General features: G+C 37.8%; 21 protein-coding genes. 13 read left to right on the plus strand and 8 right to left on the minus strand.

What is annotated here, in order from left to right; translation table 11 throughout:
* Positions 1 to 45 precede the first annotated feature (45 nt).
* The 3 genes from QGM71_RS16585 to QGM71_RS16595 are packed head-to-tail and all read right to left on the minus strand — an operon-like array spanning position 46 to position 2,782.
* Entirely contained in the window at positions 46 to 456 is a 411-nt protein-coding gene (locus tag QGM71_RS16585; protein ID WP_327608686.1) for a YwpF family protein, read from the minus strand.
* Between the two features lie 23 nt (positions 457 to 479).
* Positions 480 to 1,502 carry a GTP 3',8-cyclase MoaA gene (gene moaA / locus QGM71_RS16590; RefSeq protein ID WP_327608687.1) on the minus strand — a complete coding sequence of 341 codons (1,023 nt, stop codon included), beginning with the start codon at positions 1,500 to 1,502 and terminating at the stop codon, positions 480 to 482.
* A gap of 17 nt (positions 1,503 to 1,519) precedes the next feature.
* Entirely contained in the window at positions 1,520 to 2,782 is a 1,263-nt protein-coding gene (locus tag QGM71_RS16595; RefSeq protein WP_327608688.1) for a molybdopterin molybdotransferase MoeA, read from the minus strand.
* A gap of 171 nt (positions 2,783 to 2,953) precedes the next feature.
* On the opposite strand from QGM71_RS16595, the gene QGM71_RS16600 reads away from it, so the two are divergent.
* From QGM71_RS16600 to nfsA, 5 genes are read left to right on the plus strand one after another with little or no spacing between them, the layout of a single operon-like run.
* Complete coding sequence (locus QGM71_RS16600) at positions 2,954 to 3,274, plus strand: hypothetical protein (protein WP_327608689.1); 321 nt, start codon at positions 2,954 to 2,956, stop codon at positions 3,272 to 3,274.
* A 29-nt stretch (positions 3,275 to 3,303) separates the two neighbouring features.
* Entirely contained in the window at positions 3,304 to 3,450 is a 147-nt protein-coding gene (locus QGM71_RS16605; protein ID WP_327608690.1) for a hypothetical protein, read from the plus strand.
* Positions 3,451 to 3,509: 59 nt separating this feature from the next.
* The gene (locus tag QGM71_RS16610; RefSeq protein ID WP_327608691.1) at positions 3,510 to 3,689 is read left to right on the plus strand and encodes a hypothetical protein; all 180 of its coding nucleotides are present in this window, start codon (positions 3,510 to 3,512) and stop codon (positions 3,687 to 3,689) included.
* Positions 3,652 to 4,533, plus strand: a complete 882-nt coding sequence (locus QGM71_RS16615; protein ID WP_327608692.1) for a hypothetical protein — start codon at positions 3,652 to 3,654, stop codon at positions 4,531 to 4,533. Before QGM71_RS16610 ends, QGM71_RS16615 begins: the two co-directional genes overlap by 38 nt.
* A gap of 15 nt (positions 4,534 to 4,548) precedes the next feature.
* Complete coding sequence (nfsA, locus tag QGM71_RS16620) at positions 4,549 to 5,301, plus strand: oxygen-insensitive NADPH nitroreductase (protein ID WP_327608693.1); 753 nt, start codon at positions 4,549 to 4,551, stop codon at positions 5,299 to 5,301.
* A 150-nt stretch (positions 5,302 to 5,451) separates the two neighbouring features.
* On the opposite strand, the gene QGM71_RS16625 is transcribed toward nfsA, so the two are convergent.
* Complete coding sequence (locus QGM71_RS16625; RefSeq protein ID WP_327608694.1) at positions 5,452 to 5,895, minus strand: hypothetical protein; 444 nt, start codon at positions 5,893 to 5,895, stop codon at positions 5,452 to 5,454.
* A 175-nt stretch (positions 5,896 to 6,070) separates the two neighbouring features.
* Between QGM71_RS16625 and QGM71_RS16630 the strand changes: the two genes are divergently transcribed.
* The 8 genes from QGM71_RS16630 to QGM71_RS16665 all read left to right on the plus strand — a co-directional run bounded on the left by QGM71_RS16630 (position 6,071) and on the right by QGM71_RS16665 (position 10,427).
* Entirely contained in the window at positions 6,071 to 6,277 is a 207-nt protein-coding gene (locus tag QGM71_RS16630; RefSeq protein WP_327608695.1) for a DUF1657 domain-containing protein, read from the plus strand.
* A 42-nt stretch (positions 6,278 to 6,319) separates the two neighbouring features.
* Positions 6,320 to 6,835, plus strand: a complete 516-nt coding sequence (locus QGM71_RS16635; protein ID WP_327608696.1) for a YhcN/YlaJ family sporulation lipoprotein — start codon at positions 6,320 to 6,322, stop codon at positions 6,833 to 6,835.
* Between the two features lie 18 nt (positions 6,836 to 6,853).
* Positions 6,854 to 7,333: a stage V sporulation protein AC gene (spoVAC, locus tag QGM71_RS16640; protein WP_327608697.1), complete on the plus strand. Its 480-nt coding sequence runs from the start codon at positions 6,854 to 6,856 to the stop codon at positions 7,331 to 7,333.
* The gene (gene spoVAD, locus QGM71_RS16645; protein ID WP_327608698.1) at positions 7,333 to 8,349 is read left to right on the plus strand and encodes a stage V sporulation protein AD; all 1,017 of its coding nucleotides are present in this window, start codon (positions 7,333 to 7,335) and stop codon (positions 8,347 to 8,349) included. Before spoVAC ends, spoVAD begins: the two co-directional genes overlap by 1 nt.
* Positions 8,346 to 8,696: a stage V sporulation protein AE gene (spoVAE, locus tag QGM71_RS16650; RefSeq protein WP_327608699.1), complete on the plus strand. Its 351-nt coding sequence runs from the start codon at positions 8,346 to 8,348 to the stop codon at positions 8,694 to 8,696. The genes spoVAD and spoVAE overlap by 4 nt, the downstream gene beginning before the upstream one ends.
* Before the next feature lie 11 nt (positions 8,697 to 8,707).
* A complete protein-coding gene (locus tag QGM71_RS16655) occupies positions 8,708 to 8,908 on the plus strand; it encodes a DUF1657 domain-containing protein (protein ID WP_327608700.1) in 201 nt (66 codons plus the stop codon).
* A gap of 27 nt (positions 8,909 to 8,935) precedes the next feature.
* Entirely contained in the window at positions 8,936 to 9,793 is an 858-nt protein-coding gene (locus QGM71_RS16660; protein WP_327608701.1) for a DUF421 domain-containing protein, read from the plus strand.
* A gap of 109 nt (positions 9,794 to 9,902) precedes the next feature.
* Entirely contained in the window at positions 9,903 to 10,427 is a 525-nt protein-coding gene (locus QGM71_RS16665) for a thermonuclease family protein (RefSeq protein WP_327608702.1), read from the plus strand.
* A 33-nt stretch (positions 10,428 to 10,460) separates the two neighbouring features.
* Here QGM71_RS16665 and QGM71_RS16670 read toward each other — a convergent pair whose 3' ends face one another.
* The 4 genes from QGM71_RS16670 to QGM71_RS16685 form a co-directional block, all read right to left on the minus strand.
* Entirely contained in the window at positions 10,461 to 11,444 is a 984-nt protein-coding gene (locus QGM71_RS16670; RefSeq protein ID WP_327608703.1) for a zinc-binding dehydrogenase, read from the minus strand.
* 19 nt (positions 11,445 to 11,463) lie between these two features.
* Positions 11,464 to 12,387 (minus strand): ArsA family ATPase, encoded by a 924-nt coding sequence (locus QGM71_RS16675; RefSeq protein WP_327608704.1) that lies wholly within the window; start codon positions 12,385 to 12,387, stop codon positions 11,464 to 11,466.
* Between the two features lie 28 nt (positions 12,388 to 12,415).
* Positions 12,416 to 12,676, minus strand: a complete 261-nt coding sequence (locus QGM71_RS16680) for a cory-CC-star protein (RefSeq protein WP_327608705.1) — start codon at positions 12,674 to 12,676, stop codon at positions 12,416 to 12,418.
* An 86-nt stretch (positions 12,677 to 12,762) separates the two neighbouring features.
* Entirely contained in the window at positions 12,763 to 14,502 is a 1,740-nt protein-coding gene (locus QGM71_RS16685) for a carbon starvation CstA family protein (protein WP_327608706.1), read from the minus strand.
* Between the last annotated feature and the right edge of the window lie 274 nt (positions 14,503 to 14,776).

Raw genomic sequence — 14,776 nt, forward strand, 5'->3', positions numbered from 1 at the left:
TTTACCTTAAAATGAAAGAAAGGTCAGCTTTGCACCTGACCTTCCCTACGTTAATTCTTTAAATTTCTCTAACAACTCTTTTCCCTGATAACCATCTTCAATTAATCCGGTTAACATTTCTTCGACTTTTCCTTTACGACGATCTATTATTGTTCCTACAAATAAAACGTTTAAGTTGGTTCCTATTTCATTTATTCCAATAATCGATGTTATAAATGTAGCCGGCTCATTACTTTCTTTCGTTATTTTCACTTGAACCATAATCTCTTCTTTTTCTTTGCGTAACAAATCAAAGAAGCTTAAATAGGAAGATTCTGTGTACGCTTCTATAGTCCACTGGTTTTTTTCATCCTCACGGTTAATAATTAACCCATCAAGTAAAGGGATACGTTGTTGAACAATCACTTCGTCTTTTTGCTCCAATATCTCTAAGGTTTTTAACTTGAATGTTTTCAACAAATTCACCTCTTTTCATGATACTAGCCACCTATATAGGACATTTCAATCTTCTTGCGTTTAGTATCTTTCTTCTCAGCTCGCTCGTCTGAGTAGCGATCTTTTCTTGCTCCCCACAAAGCTGTAAGTTCTTCGTCCAATTGTCCATTTGTTAATCCATCTCTTAACTTCTCTTTTATATTAAATCCATCTGAAGCAAATAGGCAAGTATATAATTTCCCATCTGCTGATAGACGGATGCGAGTGCAAGTGTCACAGAAGGAATCTGTTACAGAGGAAATCACACCAATCTCACCACCGCCATCTTTATAACGATACCTGGAGGCAACCTCGCCATAATAATTTTCTTCTAAAGGTTCAAGAGGAAATTCTTTATGTATTGTATCAACTATTTCTTTTTTTGAAATAACGTTTTTAAAGTCCCATCCATTATGATTACCTACATCCATAAATTCAATATATCGAAGAATAATATCTTTACCCTTGAAGTGACGTGCCATTGGAAGTATTTGACTTTCGTTCATACCTTTTTTAGCGACCATGTTTATTTTCACTTGTAAACCCGCATTTTGAGCGGCTTGAATACCTTTTAGTACAGGAAGCGTTCCAACACCTTTACCATTTATTTGTTTAAACACATCATCCTCTATTCCATCTAAACTGATATTCACACGTTTTAAGCCAGCTTCCTTCAATTTTACAGCCATTTTGGTTAGCAATATGCCATTTGTTGTTAATGCTATATCCCGGATACCTGGAATGCCAGTTAATTTAGCAATTAGCTGATCAAGGTCCTTACGCATTAGGGGCTCTCCACCAGTAATCCGGATTTTTTCCACACCTAACTTGGCAAATGTCGTAGCTAGACGAACAATTTCTTCATAATTGAGTAATTCACTCTCATGCAGAAATGGATAATCTTTTCCGAATATTTCCTTAGGCATGCAGTATGTACAACGCAGGTTGCATTTATCGATGACAGAAATCCGTAAATCCTTCAGCAACCTGCCGAAATGGTCATTAATTGGTGTTGATTCTATACTCATAGAGCCAGCCTCCTAAATTAAAATTCACCCTGGCCAATTGGATCGTTAAGTAATAAAGCTTCTACCTGATCTCCTGACTTAAATCCTCTTGTCCCTCCAGGCAGTACCATAAAACAAGTTGTATGCGCTAACGATGTAACAACATTAGATTTATCCATCCCTGCTAATTGTACATTTACCATTCCATTTTCGTATGTTATATAACTTCTTACGAATCTGGTAAATGGATTTGGCTTAGGGAAGTCTGCTGCTAATGTTGCTTTAATTCGTTTTAAATATGGATTATTATTAAATAAATAGTGCTGTATCACTGGGCGAACGAACAACTCAAAACCTACATAACAAGCCGACGGGTTCCCCGATAAGCCAAATAATAACTGGTTACCTTTTACTGCAACTGTAGTAACACTTCCAGGTCTCATTGCAACTTTATTAAACAACACTTCCGCTTCTAGTTCAGCATATATATCCGGCATCAAGTCAAAGTCTCCGACAGATACACCACCTGTTGTTATTAGAATGTCCACTTCCTCAAGGACATCCTTAATCTTCTTATAACTGGGATCAAATTCATCAGCAAGCTTGCCATAATACTTACATATACCACCTGCTTGCTCAATCTGTGAAGCTATCATATAGGCATTCGAGTTTCGGATTTTTCCAGGAACTAATTCCTGATCAACCTCCAACAGTTCCGTTCCCGTGGCAAGTACTCCTATTACCGGCTTTCTAGCCACTTCAACTTGATTATAACCAAATGTCGCCAGTATTGCTTTTACACCCGGGTTTATAATTGTACCTTCTGGTAGAAGAAGTTCACCATTTTTTACCTCTGAGCCCTCTTTTATTATATTTTGCCCTGCAGCCATTTTTCTCTTAAGAGACATGTATTGCTTATTATTTCTGTCACTGGTCTGACAGACTTCAAACATGGCGACACAGTCAGCACCGCTTGGGATTTTAGCACCGGTCATTATTCTGGTAGCCTGATTTACCTTGAGTGTTTTCGTAGGCAGCTGACCCGCACCTATATGTTCAACTACTTCAAATTCTACGGGATTATCACTTGAGGCATTCTGTGTATCTTCTGATCTGACAGCAAACCCATCATAAGGTGACTTATCAAATGAAGGTATATTATGTTTCGCACTAATTTTCTCAGCTAATCTTCTATTATTGCAATTAAGGATGGACACCTTTTCTCTTTCTCCTGTAATTCGGTGTTCCATAACCTTATTAACCGCTTCTTGTACCGCAATAGGTATTCGTCTTTCGACCATTCATACCGCCCCTTTCTAAGGAATTGGCTTAAACTCTCTATCTAATTAAAGTGTAACAAAGATAACTGATAATTGATATTATTATTCTTTATAAAACAAATGCTATGTTTGATGTTTTTTAAATGTGGGTACTGTTTATAGACGAAACAAACAGTCAAGTGAGGTGATTAAGTGGAAGAAATATCATCCTACAAGATTCAGCTGAATGAAAAACTGCAGACAAAAGATGTTATAAAGATTTACAACTATGCTTCAAAGAGTGACTATAACATATATTTATATCGTGAAAACGTTATAGCTGATGCTGAAAATTTACCAAAGCTTTTATCCTTTTTCTTTGTTACACCACTAAATAATTCACTAGTCATGATTGTTGACGGCAAAAACACTCATGATGGATATGAAGAAGTCAAAAGCATATTAGACAAAACAATCCAGGGCGAATTTCGTGTCAGCCATAAAATGCACACCGGCAAATCGGTAGTTGTATAACTAACTAAACCTAAAGGAGAGTTATTTAAATGGATGAACATAAAGAAATCGAACGCAGAGAAAAGAAATCGGATCCTAGTAAAGTAGGCGTAGCAGTAATAAAGTATGTAACCTATCTCGTTATATTTTTCGGTATTCTATGGTTCCTTATCAATTATGTCTTCCAGTTATTCTAAGCTAACGTATAAGAACTTATTATTTTGAACAACATGAATAAAGAATAGGGAGCGATGTAATGACTTGGATAACGTTGTTGATTATAGTAGTCATTTCCATTCTAATTTTTTCTTTTGTCAAAAACAAAAAGAATGTAATTGGAGAGGATTCAATCCAAACGAAAGAAGATCAGGAAGCACTAGAAGAAGATTATTTATCGCATGGAACAAATAAGGATAACGATCAAAAAAATATTTAAGAAGAACACCGCGAATAGGCGGTGTTTTTTTATAACGAATACCCTGTTAAATATTTTTAATTATTGTATAATTATAGAGAATAATTATGTTTTCAAAGCGGGGGTATTTAACATTAAAAAAAAATTAGGAATTATAACTTTTTTAATCTTATTGGTAATAACTGCATGCCAAAACCGCGAACCTGTAATTGAAAAAGTTGATGCCATACCGGAAAAACCTAATAGCGAACCAGAATTAGTTGAGCAGGTAAAAGAAGAGGAAGTTGAAGAATTCATCGAATTTTATCTGGATGATGAACAAATTACAATCAACTTACAAGCAGTTCCTATACTTAAGGAATATTTACATACAACAAAGGATCGTAGAAAGGCAACGGAACAAATGAGGTTCGAACGCATCTACAATAAGGAGCAGAGTGTTTATCTTCTTGAATTTTCCTGCAGTAATGACAAGTGCTCCTATTTAGCTTTTAATCAAACGAAAGACAACCAGGCACATTTAATAGCAGATTTAGCAAAATCGGTAGATGCAGTTATATCTCCAGAGGCAACAAAAATTTTATTTATATTTGAACGCAGTAACAAGTCCCTCCCCCAACCGTTAACAAACATTGTTGTTATTGACATAGATAACTGGGATATCGTACCATTAGTTAATGAAACAACAAATCGTGATATATTGAACTTCAACTGGCCCTTAGCTACTGTGGAATGGAAAGATGATGATTCTATCTCTGTGACAAAGCCTGCACTACTTGAACCAGATGATGAGCCACATTATGAGTGGCAGGAGGACGGGGAACTTCCTATGAGCACGATTACATTAAGAGCCGCGAGCAATTAACAGAAGGAGAGTAACATGAATAATAATCCTACTTTAGAAACTATTCTTAATCACCGTTCAATTCGTAAATTTAAAGACAAAAGGCTAACAACGGATCAAATTCATACAATTGTTAAGGCTGCACAACAGGCTTCAACTTCCAGTCATGTTATGGCATATACAATTATTGGAGTGACTGACGAATCAATAAAAGCAGACTTAGCTTCTATTTCCGGACAGCCATATGTTAAAGATAATGGCCATTTGTTAATCTTTTGCGGAGATTTAAACAGGATAAAACAACAGGCGACACTACAAGAGCAGGTGGATATGCAGGAGACCCTGGAAAGTACAGAACAATTTATAGTTGCTGCCATAGATGCATCACTAGCTGCACAAAACGCAGCCCTGGCTGCTGAATCCATGGGAATCGGTATTTGTTTCATAGGAAGCATCAGAAATAATATCAGACGTGTAAATGACATCTTAGATCTCCCTGACCATGTCGTACCTTTCTTTGGTCTTGCCCTGGGATATCCTGAACAACAGCCAGAAAAGAAACCTCGTTTGCCTATTGACGTTGTTTACCATGAAAATCATTATCAGGGTACTGACCAACAAAGAGAATTAATAAAAGACTTTGATAAAAGCCTTGCAACCTATTATGAAAATAGGTCAAAAAATTCACGAACAGATACATGGACTGAACAAATGATCAGAAAATACAGCAATGCCGTTCGAATGGATGTATCGCCTTACATAAAAGAAAAGAAATTTAACAGGCGCTAAAACAAATAAAACTTTAACTTCTTGCCGACAGTGGCAAAAGTTAAAGTTTTTTTAGTTCTCATTCATAAAGAAAGCATAACTTGTCCCCCCTGCTAATTTTCTGATTTAAAATTAGCAGCGTCAAACTCTAACGGATACTGATACTGATAGCTACTCAAACAATAGATTCTCTTCATGTTCAATGGATAATCTTTCGCCATTTACATCTAATCTTGCATGAACATAAAGCTTACATTCGCCTTTTTCACTTATTGAAAATGAAACAGTGCTTTGCGGATGGTAAATATCACCTTTTCGTAAAACCTTCATTACCGTGCTTCCTGTAAAGTCATGTTTGTTGTTGCCTATAGAGATAGAAACTAAGGGTGACTGGTGTACAATTTTGACCGGTTCCTCCCCAACATACTGAATAGATCGCATTACTTCGATTCCCTTATCTTTTTCATCTACTCTCATATGTAAAATAAAATCTCCTACCTGTTTCATTGACGAAACATTTTCAGACAGTTTTGCATTGGCACTCCCATATTTCAAATACAATACTGATGATAAACAAATGAATAAAATAAGGAAAATTAACAAGAGCTTTTTCACCACAATGCCCCCTGTGTAAATAACTTCTATAATATAAAACGAAAGTAACTCGGTAAAAGTTTCATTTTTCATTATATTTTTCAAAAATAGTTATAAAAGGAAATATATAGAAAGTATATTTCCGCTCAGTTAATCTAATTATAACTAGAGAAGACCTTATAAAGGAGGGCTTAATATGACAGTTGGAAGTCAAGTAAAACAGACAGTTGCTGGATTAAAAAGTGCGCAGGCCAGTTTCGAGCAATTTGCGTTGCAGACTGAAAATAAACAAGCCAAGCAGTTATATGAGAACGCCGCTCAACAAACGATGGCAATCTTACAAACTGTAGAACCAAGAATATTGCAAATGGAGCAAGAAGAACCACAATACAAAGGATTCTAGTGGACATATTTCAACAGCACGAAACGGATTTAATAGAGGAGGTTGGTCAATGCCAGCCTTCTTTATCCACATAACGGAGAAATGGGTGAAAATATGCCTGGTACTAAAATAGTTATTACTATCGCTTTACTCTATCTATTATCTGGATGTGGTCCAGATACAACGTCTGATTCTACAGGTGTTGAAAATCAGGATATTGAGTTTACTACCATATCGACCAATTCCTCAATAGACCAATCGGTTTCAAACAAAGCTAAGGAAAGCCTAAGCTCAAATGATGCTTTAACGTCAGTAAACGCAGTTAATACGGATAAAGATCTGTTGATAGCAGTAGAAGTTCATCATAATCAGCGTTTTAGATTAGCTAAATTACGTAAAGAACTGACCAAACAAATGGAAAAGGAATTCCCAAAGAAAAAAGTAGAACTTTCGACTGACCAGAAGATCGTTCTGGAACTGGAACAACTGGAATATGAAATTCAATCAGAAGCGATGAGTAAAAAAAAGCTGGAGAAGAAAACAAAACGAATAATTAAGTTGTCAAAAGAACAGACATAACGAAATGAGTGAAGGGCAATGGCAGATAAAAAGAAAAAAAAATTACCACCAGAAGCTCAGGAATACCAAGCTTTTCAGCAGCAAAGAGAAGTAAAAAGACCTATTATGAAAAATTGTATAAAAGCATTTTTAATTGGTGGGTTAATTTGTTTTATCGGTCAGTTAATATCCACTTTTTATATACATTTCTTCAATTTCACAGAACAAACTGTTGGCAGCCCTACTGTAGCTACATTAATTTTTATCACGATGATCTTAACAGGATTTGGTGTGTATGACCGAATTGGGCAATTTTCCGGAGCGGGCTCTGCGGTTCCAGTAACTGGTTTCGGTAATGCTGTTATTGCTGCGGCAATTGAACACAGAACAGAAGGGTTCATTCTCGGTGTAGGAAGTAATATGCTGAAGTTAGCTGGTCCAGTTATTGTGTATGGCGTATTCGCTGCTTTCGTGATTGCTCTTATTAAAACTATATTAATTCAGTGGGGTGGCTTTTAATGCTAGTCGGACATCAGACATGGACTTTTGAAAATAGACCTACTATTATTTCCACCGGCACTGTTGGTGGTCCGTTTGAAGCAAACGGAAGTATTCCAAACGATTTCGATATTTTACATGATGATATGTGGCTGCAACAGGATTCATTTGAAAAAGCACAACAAATGATGATGGAGGAAGCATGTCAAGTTGCCATTAAAAAATCTGCAATAGAAAAAGAACAGGTGCAATTTTTTATTAGTGGTGATTTGATAAACCAAATCACACCTACCAGTTTTGCAGCTAAGACCATGAGCATCCCCTACTTAGGGATATTCAGCGCCTGCGCAACCTCCGCACAAAGCCTGGCATTAGCTGCTTTTTTTATTAATGGGAATGGAGCCAACTACATTTTAAGCGGAGCATCAAGTCATAATGCTGCTGCTGAGAAACAGTTTAGGTATCCTACAGAATACGGAGGACAAAAGCCTCCTACTGCTCAATGGACAGTAACAGGAGCTGGTTGCGCCCTTGTAGCTAAAATGGGACAAGGTCCGGCGGTAACCTCTGCCACTATAGGGAAAATAGTTGATATGGGGATTACAGACCCGTTTAATATGGGAGGCGCCATGGCTGCTGCGGCAGTAAATACCATTGAGACTCACTTTAAGGAAAGAAATGTGGATCCCTCCTATTACGACCTAATCGTAACTGGTGATCTGGGACATATAGGCAGAGAAGTATCATTAGATCTTTTAAAGGAACGCGGTCTGCCTATCCAGGAGCAGCAATATGTTGATTGTGGTCTTACCATATATCGTGAAGGTCAGCCTGTATTAGCTGGTGCCAGTGGACCTGCATGCTCTGCCATAGTAACCTATGGACATTTCTTAAAGAAGATGGAAAAAGGCGAGATTAAACGATTACTTATGGTAGCCACCGGCTCTCTGCACTCCCCATTAAGTGTTCAACAAGGTGATCCGATACCATGCATAGCCCACGCCGTATCAATTGAAACAGGAAGTGATAGGATATGATCTTTTTTTGGGCATTCGTAGTTGGTGGAATTATTTGTGTAATTGGCCAGATTATGTTCGATGTATTCAAACTTAATCCCGGTCAAACGCTAACAATTTTAGTTGTAACAGGAGCAGTCCTGGATGGTCTTGGGCTCTATGAACCCCTAATTGATTTTGCAGGGGCTGGTGCTACTGTACCAATTACCAGTTTTGGCAACTCCTTAGTTCATGGAGCAATGGCTGAAGCTGAAAAACACGGTCTGATCGGGGTCGTTACCGGCATGTTCGAGGTAACAAGTGCAGGTATCTCGGCAGCAATTATTTTTGGGGTGATTGGTGCGATTTTATTTAAACCAAAAGGATAGGAGCTGAGCAAATGACGGTAGGTTCTCAAGTGAAAAGTTGCTACTCTTCAATAAAAAGCGTTGAAGCAAGTCTCGAATTATTGGCAAGTAAAACTCAAGAATTAGAAGCGCATGAAAAGCTTAATCAAGCAAAAGCTATTGTATCAGAAGTCAAAAATGATTTAAATTATCAGGTTATCCAACTTACGAAAGAAGAACCGCAATATAAGTAATTATACCAGGGAAGGAAGAAATCCTACATGCCAGAATGGATCATTGTTATACTCAAAACAATAACCTTGCTTACTATCCTTTTTTTTCTTACTAAATGGCTTGGTAAAAAACAGATTTCCCAATTAAATATTTTTGAATACATTTCTGGTATTGTCTTGGGTGGAATTGTGGCTATTCATACTGTAGATCCGAATAGCAATCTTGCTTATGGATTAATTGCCATGTTCATATGGTTTATTGTTCCATTTGCAGTAGAATTTATCTCATTAAAGAGTAAATCTTTCCGTAATTTTACCGAAGGAAAGAGCACCGTATTCATTCAAGATGGAAAGATTATGGAGGACAATCTAAAGAAGGAAGGCTATTCAACAGATGACTTACTTGAAAAACTTCGGGACAACAATGTTTTTCTTGCGGCAGATGTGGAGTTTGCTGTACTTGAGCCCTCTGGAACCCTTAGTGTGTTACCAAAAAAAGAAAATCTCCCGTTAACCGCCAAGGATCTTGGATTAAAATTAGCACCGCAGAAGGAGCCTCAAGCTGTAATAATGGATGGAAAGGTGCTGCTTGAACCATTAGCAAACCTTAACTTAAATACTAACTGGCTTGAAACTGAACTGGATAAAATGAACATTAGCATTGAAAATGTATTCCTGGCACAAGCAGACACAGATGCACAACTAACTGTAGATTTGTACGATGATAAAATCGCAGTGCCTGCCCCTACAGAAAAGCCCCTTCTTTTGGCAACACTCAAGAAATGCCAGGCTGACCTGGAGCTTTTCGCATTAGCAACACAAAACGATGAGGCCAAGAAGATATATAGTCAAAACAGTAAAAAACTGCAGCAGGCTATTGCTCTTGTAACGCCGTATTTAAAGTGATTGCATTTAGTAGTTAAAAGAGGATGTCTCATAGAAATGAGGGACACCTTCCCTTTTCCCATGTTATACTCAAAGCGACAATGAATGACTATTAAGGAGTATAACTAAAATGAAAAAGATAAGCATTCATATTATTTTTATAATCACAGTAATCATACTTACTTCCTGTACAAATAATTCCATGCAACAGAATAGCACTTCATTTGTTCGGGTAGTTGATGGAGATACATTAATTGCATCTATCGATGGAACTGAGGAGTATGTTCGTCTCTTATTAGTGGATACACCAGAAACAAAACATCCGGATAAGGGGAAACAACCCTATGGAGAGGAAGCAAGTATGCTGATGGAAAATACATTTTCTCCATCAGATCCTATTAAGTTGGAGTATGGAACCGAGAAAAGAGATAAGTACGACCGTATTCTTGCCTATGTTTATACAGAAGAAGGGGAAATGTTTAACGAAATGCTGCTGGAAGAAGGTTTAGCACGTGTAGCTTATGTTTTTCCCCCAAATGATAAGTATGTAGATGAATTTAGGAAATTGGAACAGGTGGCAAAAGATAGGGAAATTGGTATATGGAGTATTGAAGGCTACGTTACTGATTACGGATTTGATTCAGAAGCAGATTAGACTCCCTCTCTGAGAGTCTAATCATTGTATGATTCAATCACTGATTTTTACTGCAAGTTTACCAAATTGCTTGTTCCCTTCCAGATAGTTAAACGCTTCCTGGATATTACCCAGCAAATAGGTCTTATCGACAACAGGATGCATGTTGAAGTTTGTTATATGATCCAACATTGCTCGCAATTCCTGTCTGCTTCCCATTGTAGTACCGATTAGCTGATATTGCCCATAGAAGAACTCTCGTAAATTAAAGTCGATTGTATCCTCTGTAGTAGCTCCAAATATTACCATTCGTCCGCCTTTCTTTAACACTTTTAACGAACGATTGAACGTAGCACGTCCCACACTATCAACGACAAGATCAATTGTCTCCTTTTCTAATTCTTTTGGCCAATCAGAAGCTGTGTCTAATACGATATCTGCACCAAGCTCTTTTGCCTGTTTTTGCTTCTCCTTGCTCCTCGAAGTTACAATAACTTTTGCTCCAACATTTTTGGCGAACGAAATTAAGTAAGTTGCAACCCCACTTCCTGCTCCTGGAATGAAGACAGTATCTCCTTTTTTGACTTGGCCCTTTGTAAATAATGCCCGATATCCAGTTAAAGCAGATAATGCTAAAACTCCCGCTTCTTCCCAGGACAGATGGGCAGGCTTGGTTTCTACCTGATCTGCTGAAATGGCAATTTTCTCAGCAAATGTACCATGGTCAGGCATTCCTAAAATATCAAACCCTTTTGGTGGAGCATCACTCGTCTCATACCAGCGCAGAGCTGGATTTATAATAACCTCATCGCCCACCGAGAATTCAGTTACCCCTTCACCTACTGACTCAATTATTCCAGCTCCATCTGAACCTAAAGCTAAAGCCTCTGCTTCAGCTCCCCTTCTATTAGGAATATTCAGGTCTCGTCGATTAAGCCCAGCGGCTTTCAAGGAAACAACTACCTCCCCACTTTCAGCAACTGGTACCTCTATTTCTTTAATTTTTAACTCTCCGTATTCATGTATAAATGCTTTCATTGCTGTCATCCTCTCTACTCTAGTAAAAACTACTAAATTCTTCCAATTGGCTTTTATTTGTTATGTCGTGTGAAAATAACGGAACATAAATCAGTTCTTGTTTCTGAAATGTCTCTTTAATCATTTCCAAATATTGCTCTTCGTGATTTTTTCGTTGCAGCAGAAATTCTCCATCTGCATTTTCTGGTAATACTTTATTCACAATCAATGTTTTCACATTCAGGTGGTATTTATCAAGTAATCCGATCGCTTTTTTTGTTTCCAGAATGGGAAGCCGTTCGGGATTCAATACAAAGATAAATCCGGTCTCTTTCATATCGAGCAATACTTCTCTAGCTCTGGAAAACCGTTCTTGTCTTTCTCTTAAAACATCATAAATTGGATCTTCAATTGGTTCACCGTCATTTAGTAGCTGTGTATAATTTTCGTTTGTTTTTTTGCGCTTTTGCAGTAATCCTTCAATCCACACCCCCATTAACTCTGGTAAGGAGAGCAGGCGAATCGTGTGGCCCGTTGGTGCTGTATCAAATATAAGTTTATCAAAATGCTCTCTTTCTTCCAAGATTATTTGGATAAGCTTATCAAACAGTGCCGCTTCGTCAGCACCTGGGGAAGCTTTGGCTGTATCTAATTGCCGATGAACCTCTTCCACCATACCTGAATGTACAATACCCTTAATATTTTCTTTTACACCTTTTATATAATTATTCGTTTCTATTTCCGGGTCAATTTCCAAGGCGTGCAGATAGTCTGACACCTTTGTTATTTTACCGCCAATTGACTGATTAAAGATATCGCCAAGATTATGAGCCGGATCCGTGGATATTAGCAAAGTTTTATTACCTGCTTGAGCTGATTTCCAAGCGATTGCAGCTGCCGAAGTCGATTTCCCCACACCACCCTTGCCACCTACAAAAATAATCTTTTTCTTTAATTCCTGCATTGAATCACCTTTTTTCTTATAGACTTTTTCAGCAACAGCGTATTCCGGTCATTGGAGACTTCTCCATTCCCATACGTAAATGCCAATCATGGAATTTTTCTATCATATAGGGATAAAGCTCTAATGTATAATAATAAACTGGATTGGGTATCCCTATCATTTCGGAATAGAGCAACAACAAGAATAAATCATCCTCGTCCCGGAGTTCCCTGGCAATTTCCTGGCGATGCGGCATGCTTAATACTTCTTCATAATACTCGATCAATTTTTTCAGTTTATCCAGTACCATAAAATAAACCTCGCTTTCTTAAAATACAGAAAAGGGATCATGGTTTAAATGATCCCTTTTCCTCCTATTTTGCAGTCTCACTCTTATTAATCATCATCATTATCCACTGGTAAGTCGTGCTTCCCAGTTAAAGCTGATATGGCTGTTAATATAATCCATACAGCAAAAACCAGTATAATGGCTCCCAGGACAAATAATAACATATTCGAGTTATTCCCCATCCATGACCATTCAAATGCTACTTGCTGGAACATTGCGTACAGTGTCATGAACATCAAGAATATCATTGGGATTAATGCAATCGCATAATTACGACCCAGTCGCTTTAGCCATATAGCTATTAACAATAAGCTAATCCCCGCGAGCAGCTGATTTGCTGTTCCAAATAACGGCCATAGCAGATACCCTCCAGATCCAAATCCTCTTGGTCCTTCCGGTAACAGAACTAAAGCTGCACTCGACACAACAGCAACGCTAGTCGCTACATGCGTTCTTGTCAGTGCAGGTATCTTATATTCAACACCCAGTTCCGCAATAATATAACGCATTAAACGTACAGATGTGTCCAGGGTTGTTGCAGCAAAACTTACGATTATAACAGACACAATGGTTGTCGCAATATCAGGTGGTATTGCTAAGCCTGTAGCAAGGACGGCAGCGCCCTCTACAAAGACACCAAGACCAACTGCGTTTGCATCTGTAAAACTGCTGTATGTTGCTAAAAATTCATCTGTATTCGAAAAGAATGTAGCAACGGCCAGAATCGCAACTAACGCCAGAATACCTTCACCAACAGCACCTAGATAACCAACAAATCGAGCGTCCGTTTCTTTATTCAATTGCTTAGACGACGTCCCGGAAGAGACCAGTCCATGGAAGCCTGAAATGGCACCACAGGCAATTGTAATAAACAATAAAGGGAACCATGATATGTCTGTATTAAGATTCGCAACAGGGGCGGTAATTTCTGGATTTAAAAAGAGCAAGCCCAGATACAAAATCCCCAGACCAACCAAAAGCTGGTGAGAATTAATGAAATCCCGTGGCTGCAATAGCTTCCAAACAGGTAATGTGGATGCAATATAGACATATACCATCAAAATAATAATCCATATAAAGAAAGCAGAGGAAACTGCGCCTAATCCAAATAATCCGGTGCCATCCTCACCACCCATATAACCAACTAAGTCTATTTGCAGAAACTCTATTCTGCTGGCCATAATAGCAGTTAGATACATGACTGCTAATGCAATTAAAGACGGAACCAGCATCTTTGTATTTCTCTTATATACAGCATATCCAATCCATATTGCAAGTGGAATCTGAATAAATACTGCCAATACACTTGCTGGATAAGAAATAAATAGATTGGCAATTACCCATGCAAACACCGCATTAACCATTAAAACAAGGATTAGGATAATAAATAAAAATAAAACCTTTGCCCTTTGGCCAATTAAACGGTGTGCTAATGTACCAACTGATTGCCCTTTGTTTCGTACTGATAGAACTAGAGTACCAAAATCATGGACTCCCGCCGCAAATACCGTTCCTAATATTACCCATAAAAATGCTGGCAGCCATCCCCAATAGACAGCAATTGCAGGACCAAGAATGGGTGCTGCTCCAGCAATGGAAGTAAAATGATGACCCCACAAAACAAACTTATTTGTGGGAACGAAATCCACCCCGTCCTTGTATCGATGTGCGGGTGTAACATAATTGGGATCCAGCCGAAAAATCTTTTCCGCCACAAATTTTGAATAATAACGATACCCTAAAGCAAACACAATGATACCAATAAGTGCAACTAAAATACTAGACAATACGTTCTACCCCCTCCAAATTTATTAGGACAGTCCCAAACAATCTTAAAATAAAATCAAACGAATAATCAGACTTATCCTATATAACGCTATGTATAAGCATTTCACATTATTACAATCTTATGTTAATTCAAAAATATACAAATTGCAACATAGTTTTACCATAAAAAAGAACTGTATCAATTAGAACAGTTCTGTGTAAGAATAAAGATTTTTATAATATAGCTTACTCTGTCGATATATATTGTTCGATAATTTCATCACACCACGAGCA

This window comes from Virgibacillus tibetensis, assembly GCF_036026595.1.
GTDB lineage: Bacteria > Bacillota > Bacilli > Bacillales > Amphibacillaceae > Virgibacillus_P > Virgibacillus_P tibetensis.

What these genes read in the sequence shown, in the direction of transcription:
- QGM71_RS16615 (WP_327608692.1), top strand. Translation starts at nt 3,652, where the DNA reads ATGGAACAAATAAGGATAACGATCAAAAAAATATTTAAGAAGAACACC.
- QGM71_RS16610 (WP_327608691.1), top strand. Translation starts at nt 3,510, where the DNA reads ATGACTTGGATAACGTTGTTGATTATAGTAGTCATTTCCATTCTAATT.
- moaA (WP_327608687.1), bottom strand. Translation starts at nt 1,502, where the DNA reads ATGAGTATAGAATCAACACCAATTAATGACCATTTCGGCAGGTTGCTG.
- spoVAC (WP_327608697.1), top strand. Translation starts at nt 6,854, where the DNA reads ATGGCAGATAAAAAGAAAAAAAAATTACCACCAGAAGCTCAGGAATAC.
- QGM71_RS16670 (WP_327608703.1), bottom strand. Translation starts at nt 11,444, where the DNA reads ATGAAAGCATTTATACATGAATACGGAGAGTTAAAAATTAAAGAAATA.
- QGM71_RS16655 (WP_327608700.1), top strand. Translation starts at nt 8,708, where the DNA reads ATGACGGTAGGTTCTCAAGTGAAAAGTTGCTACTCTTCAATAAAAAGC.
- QGM71_RS16680 (WP_327608705.1), bottom strand. Translation starts at nt 12,676, where the DNA reads ATGGTACTGGATAAACTGAAAAAATTGATCGAGTATTATGAAGAAGTA.
- nfsA (WP_327608693.1), top strand. Translation starts at nt 4,549, where the DNA reads ATGAATAATAATCCTACTTTAGAAACTATTCTTAATCACCGTTCAATT.
- QGM71_RS16660 (WP_327608701.1), top strand. Translation starts at nt 8,936, where the DNA reads ATGCCAGAATGGATCATTGTTATACTCAAAACAATAACCTTGCTTACT.
- QGM71_RS16605 (WP_327608690.1), top strand. Translation starts at nt 3,304, where the DNA reads ATGGATGAACATAAAGAAATCGAACGCAGAGAAAAGAAATCGGATCCT.
- QGM71_RS16630 (WP_327608695.1), top strand. Translation starts at nt 6,071, where the DNA reads ATGACAGTTGGAAGTCAAGTAAAACAGACAGTTGCTGGATTAAAAAGT.
- spoVAD (WP_327608698.1), top strand. Translation starts at nt 7,333, where the DNA reads ATGCTAGTCGGACATCAGACATGGACTTTTGAAAATAGACCTACTATT.
- QGM71_RS16665 (WP_327608702.1), top strand. Translation starts at nt 9,903, where the DNA reads ATGAAAAAGATAAGCATTCATATTATTTTTATAATCACAGTAATCATA.
- QGM71_RS16675 (WP_327608704.1), bottom strand. Translation starts at nt 12,387, where the DNA reads ATGCAGGAATTAAAGAAAAAGATTATTTTTGTAGGTGGCAAGGGTGGT.
- spoVAE (WP_327608699.1), top strand. Translation starts at nt 8,346, where the DNA reads ATGATCTTTTTTTGGGCATTCGTAGTTGGTGGAATTATTTGTGTAATT.
- QGM71_RS16595 (WP_327608688.1), bottom strand. Translation starts at nt 2,782, where the DNA reads ATGGTCGAAAGACGAATACCTATTGCGGTACAAGAAGCGGTTAATAAG.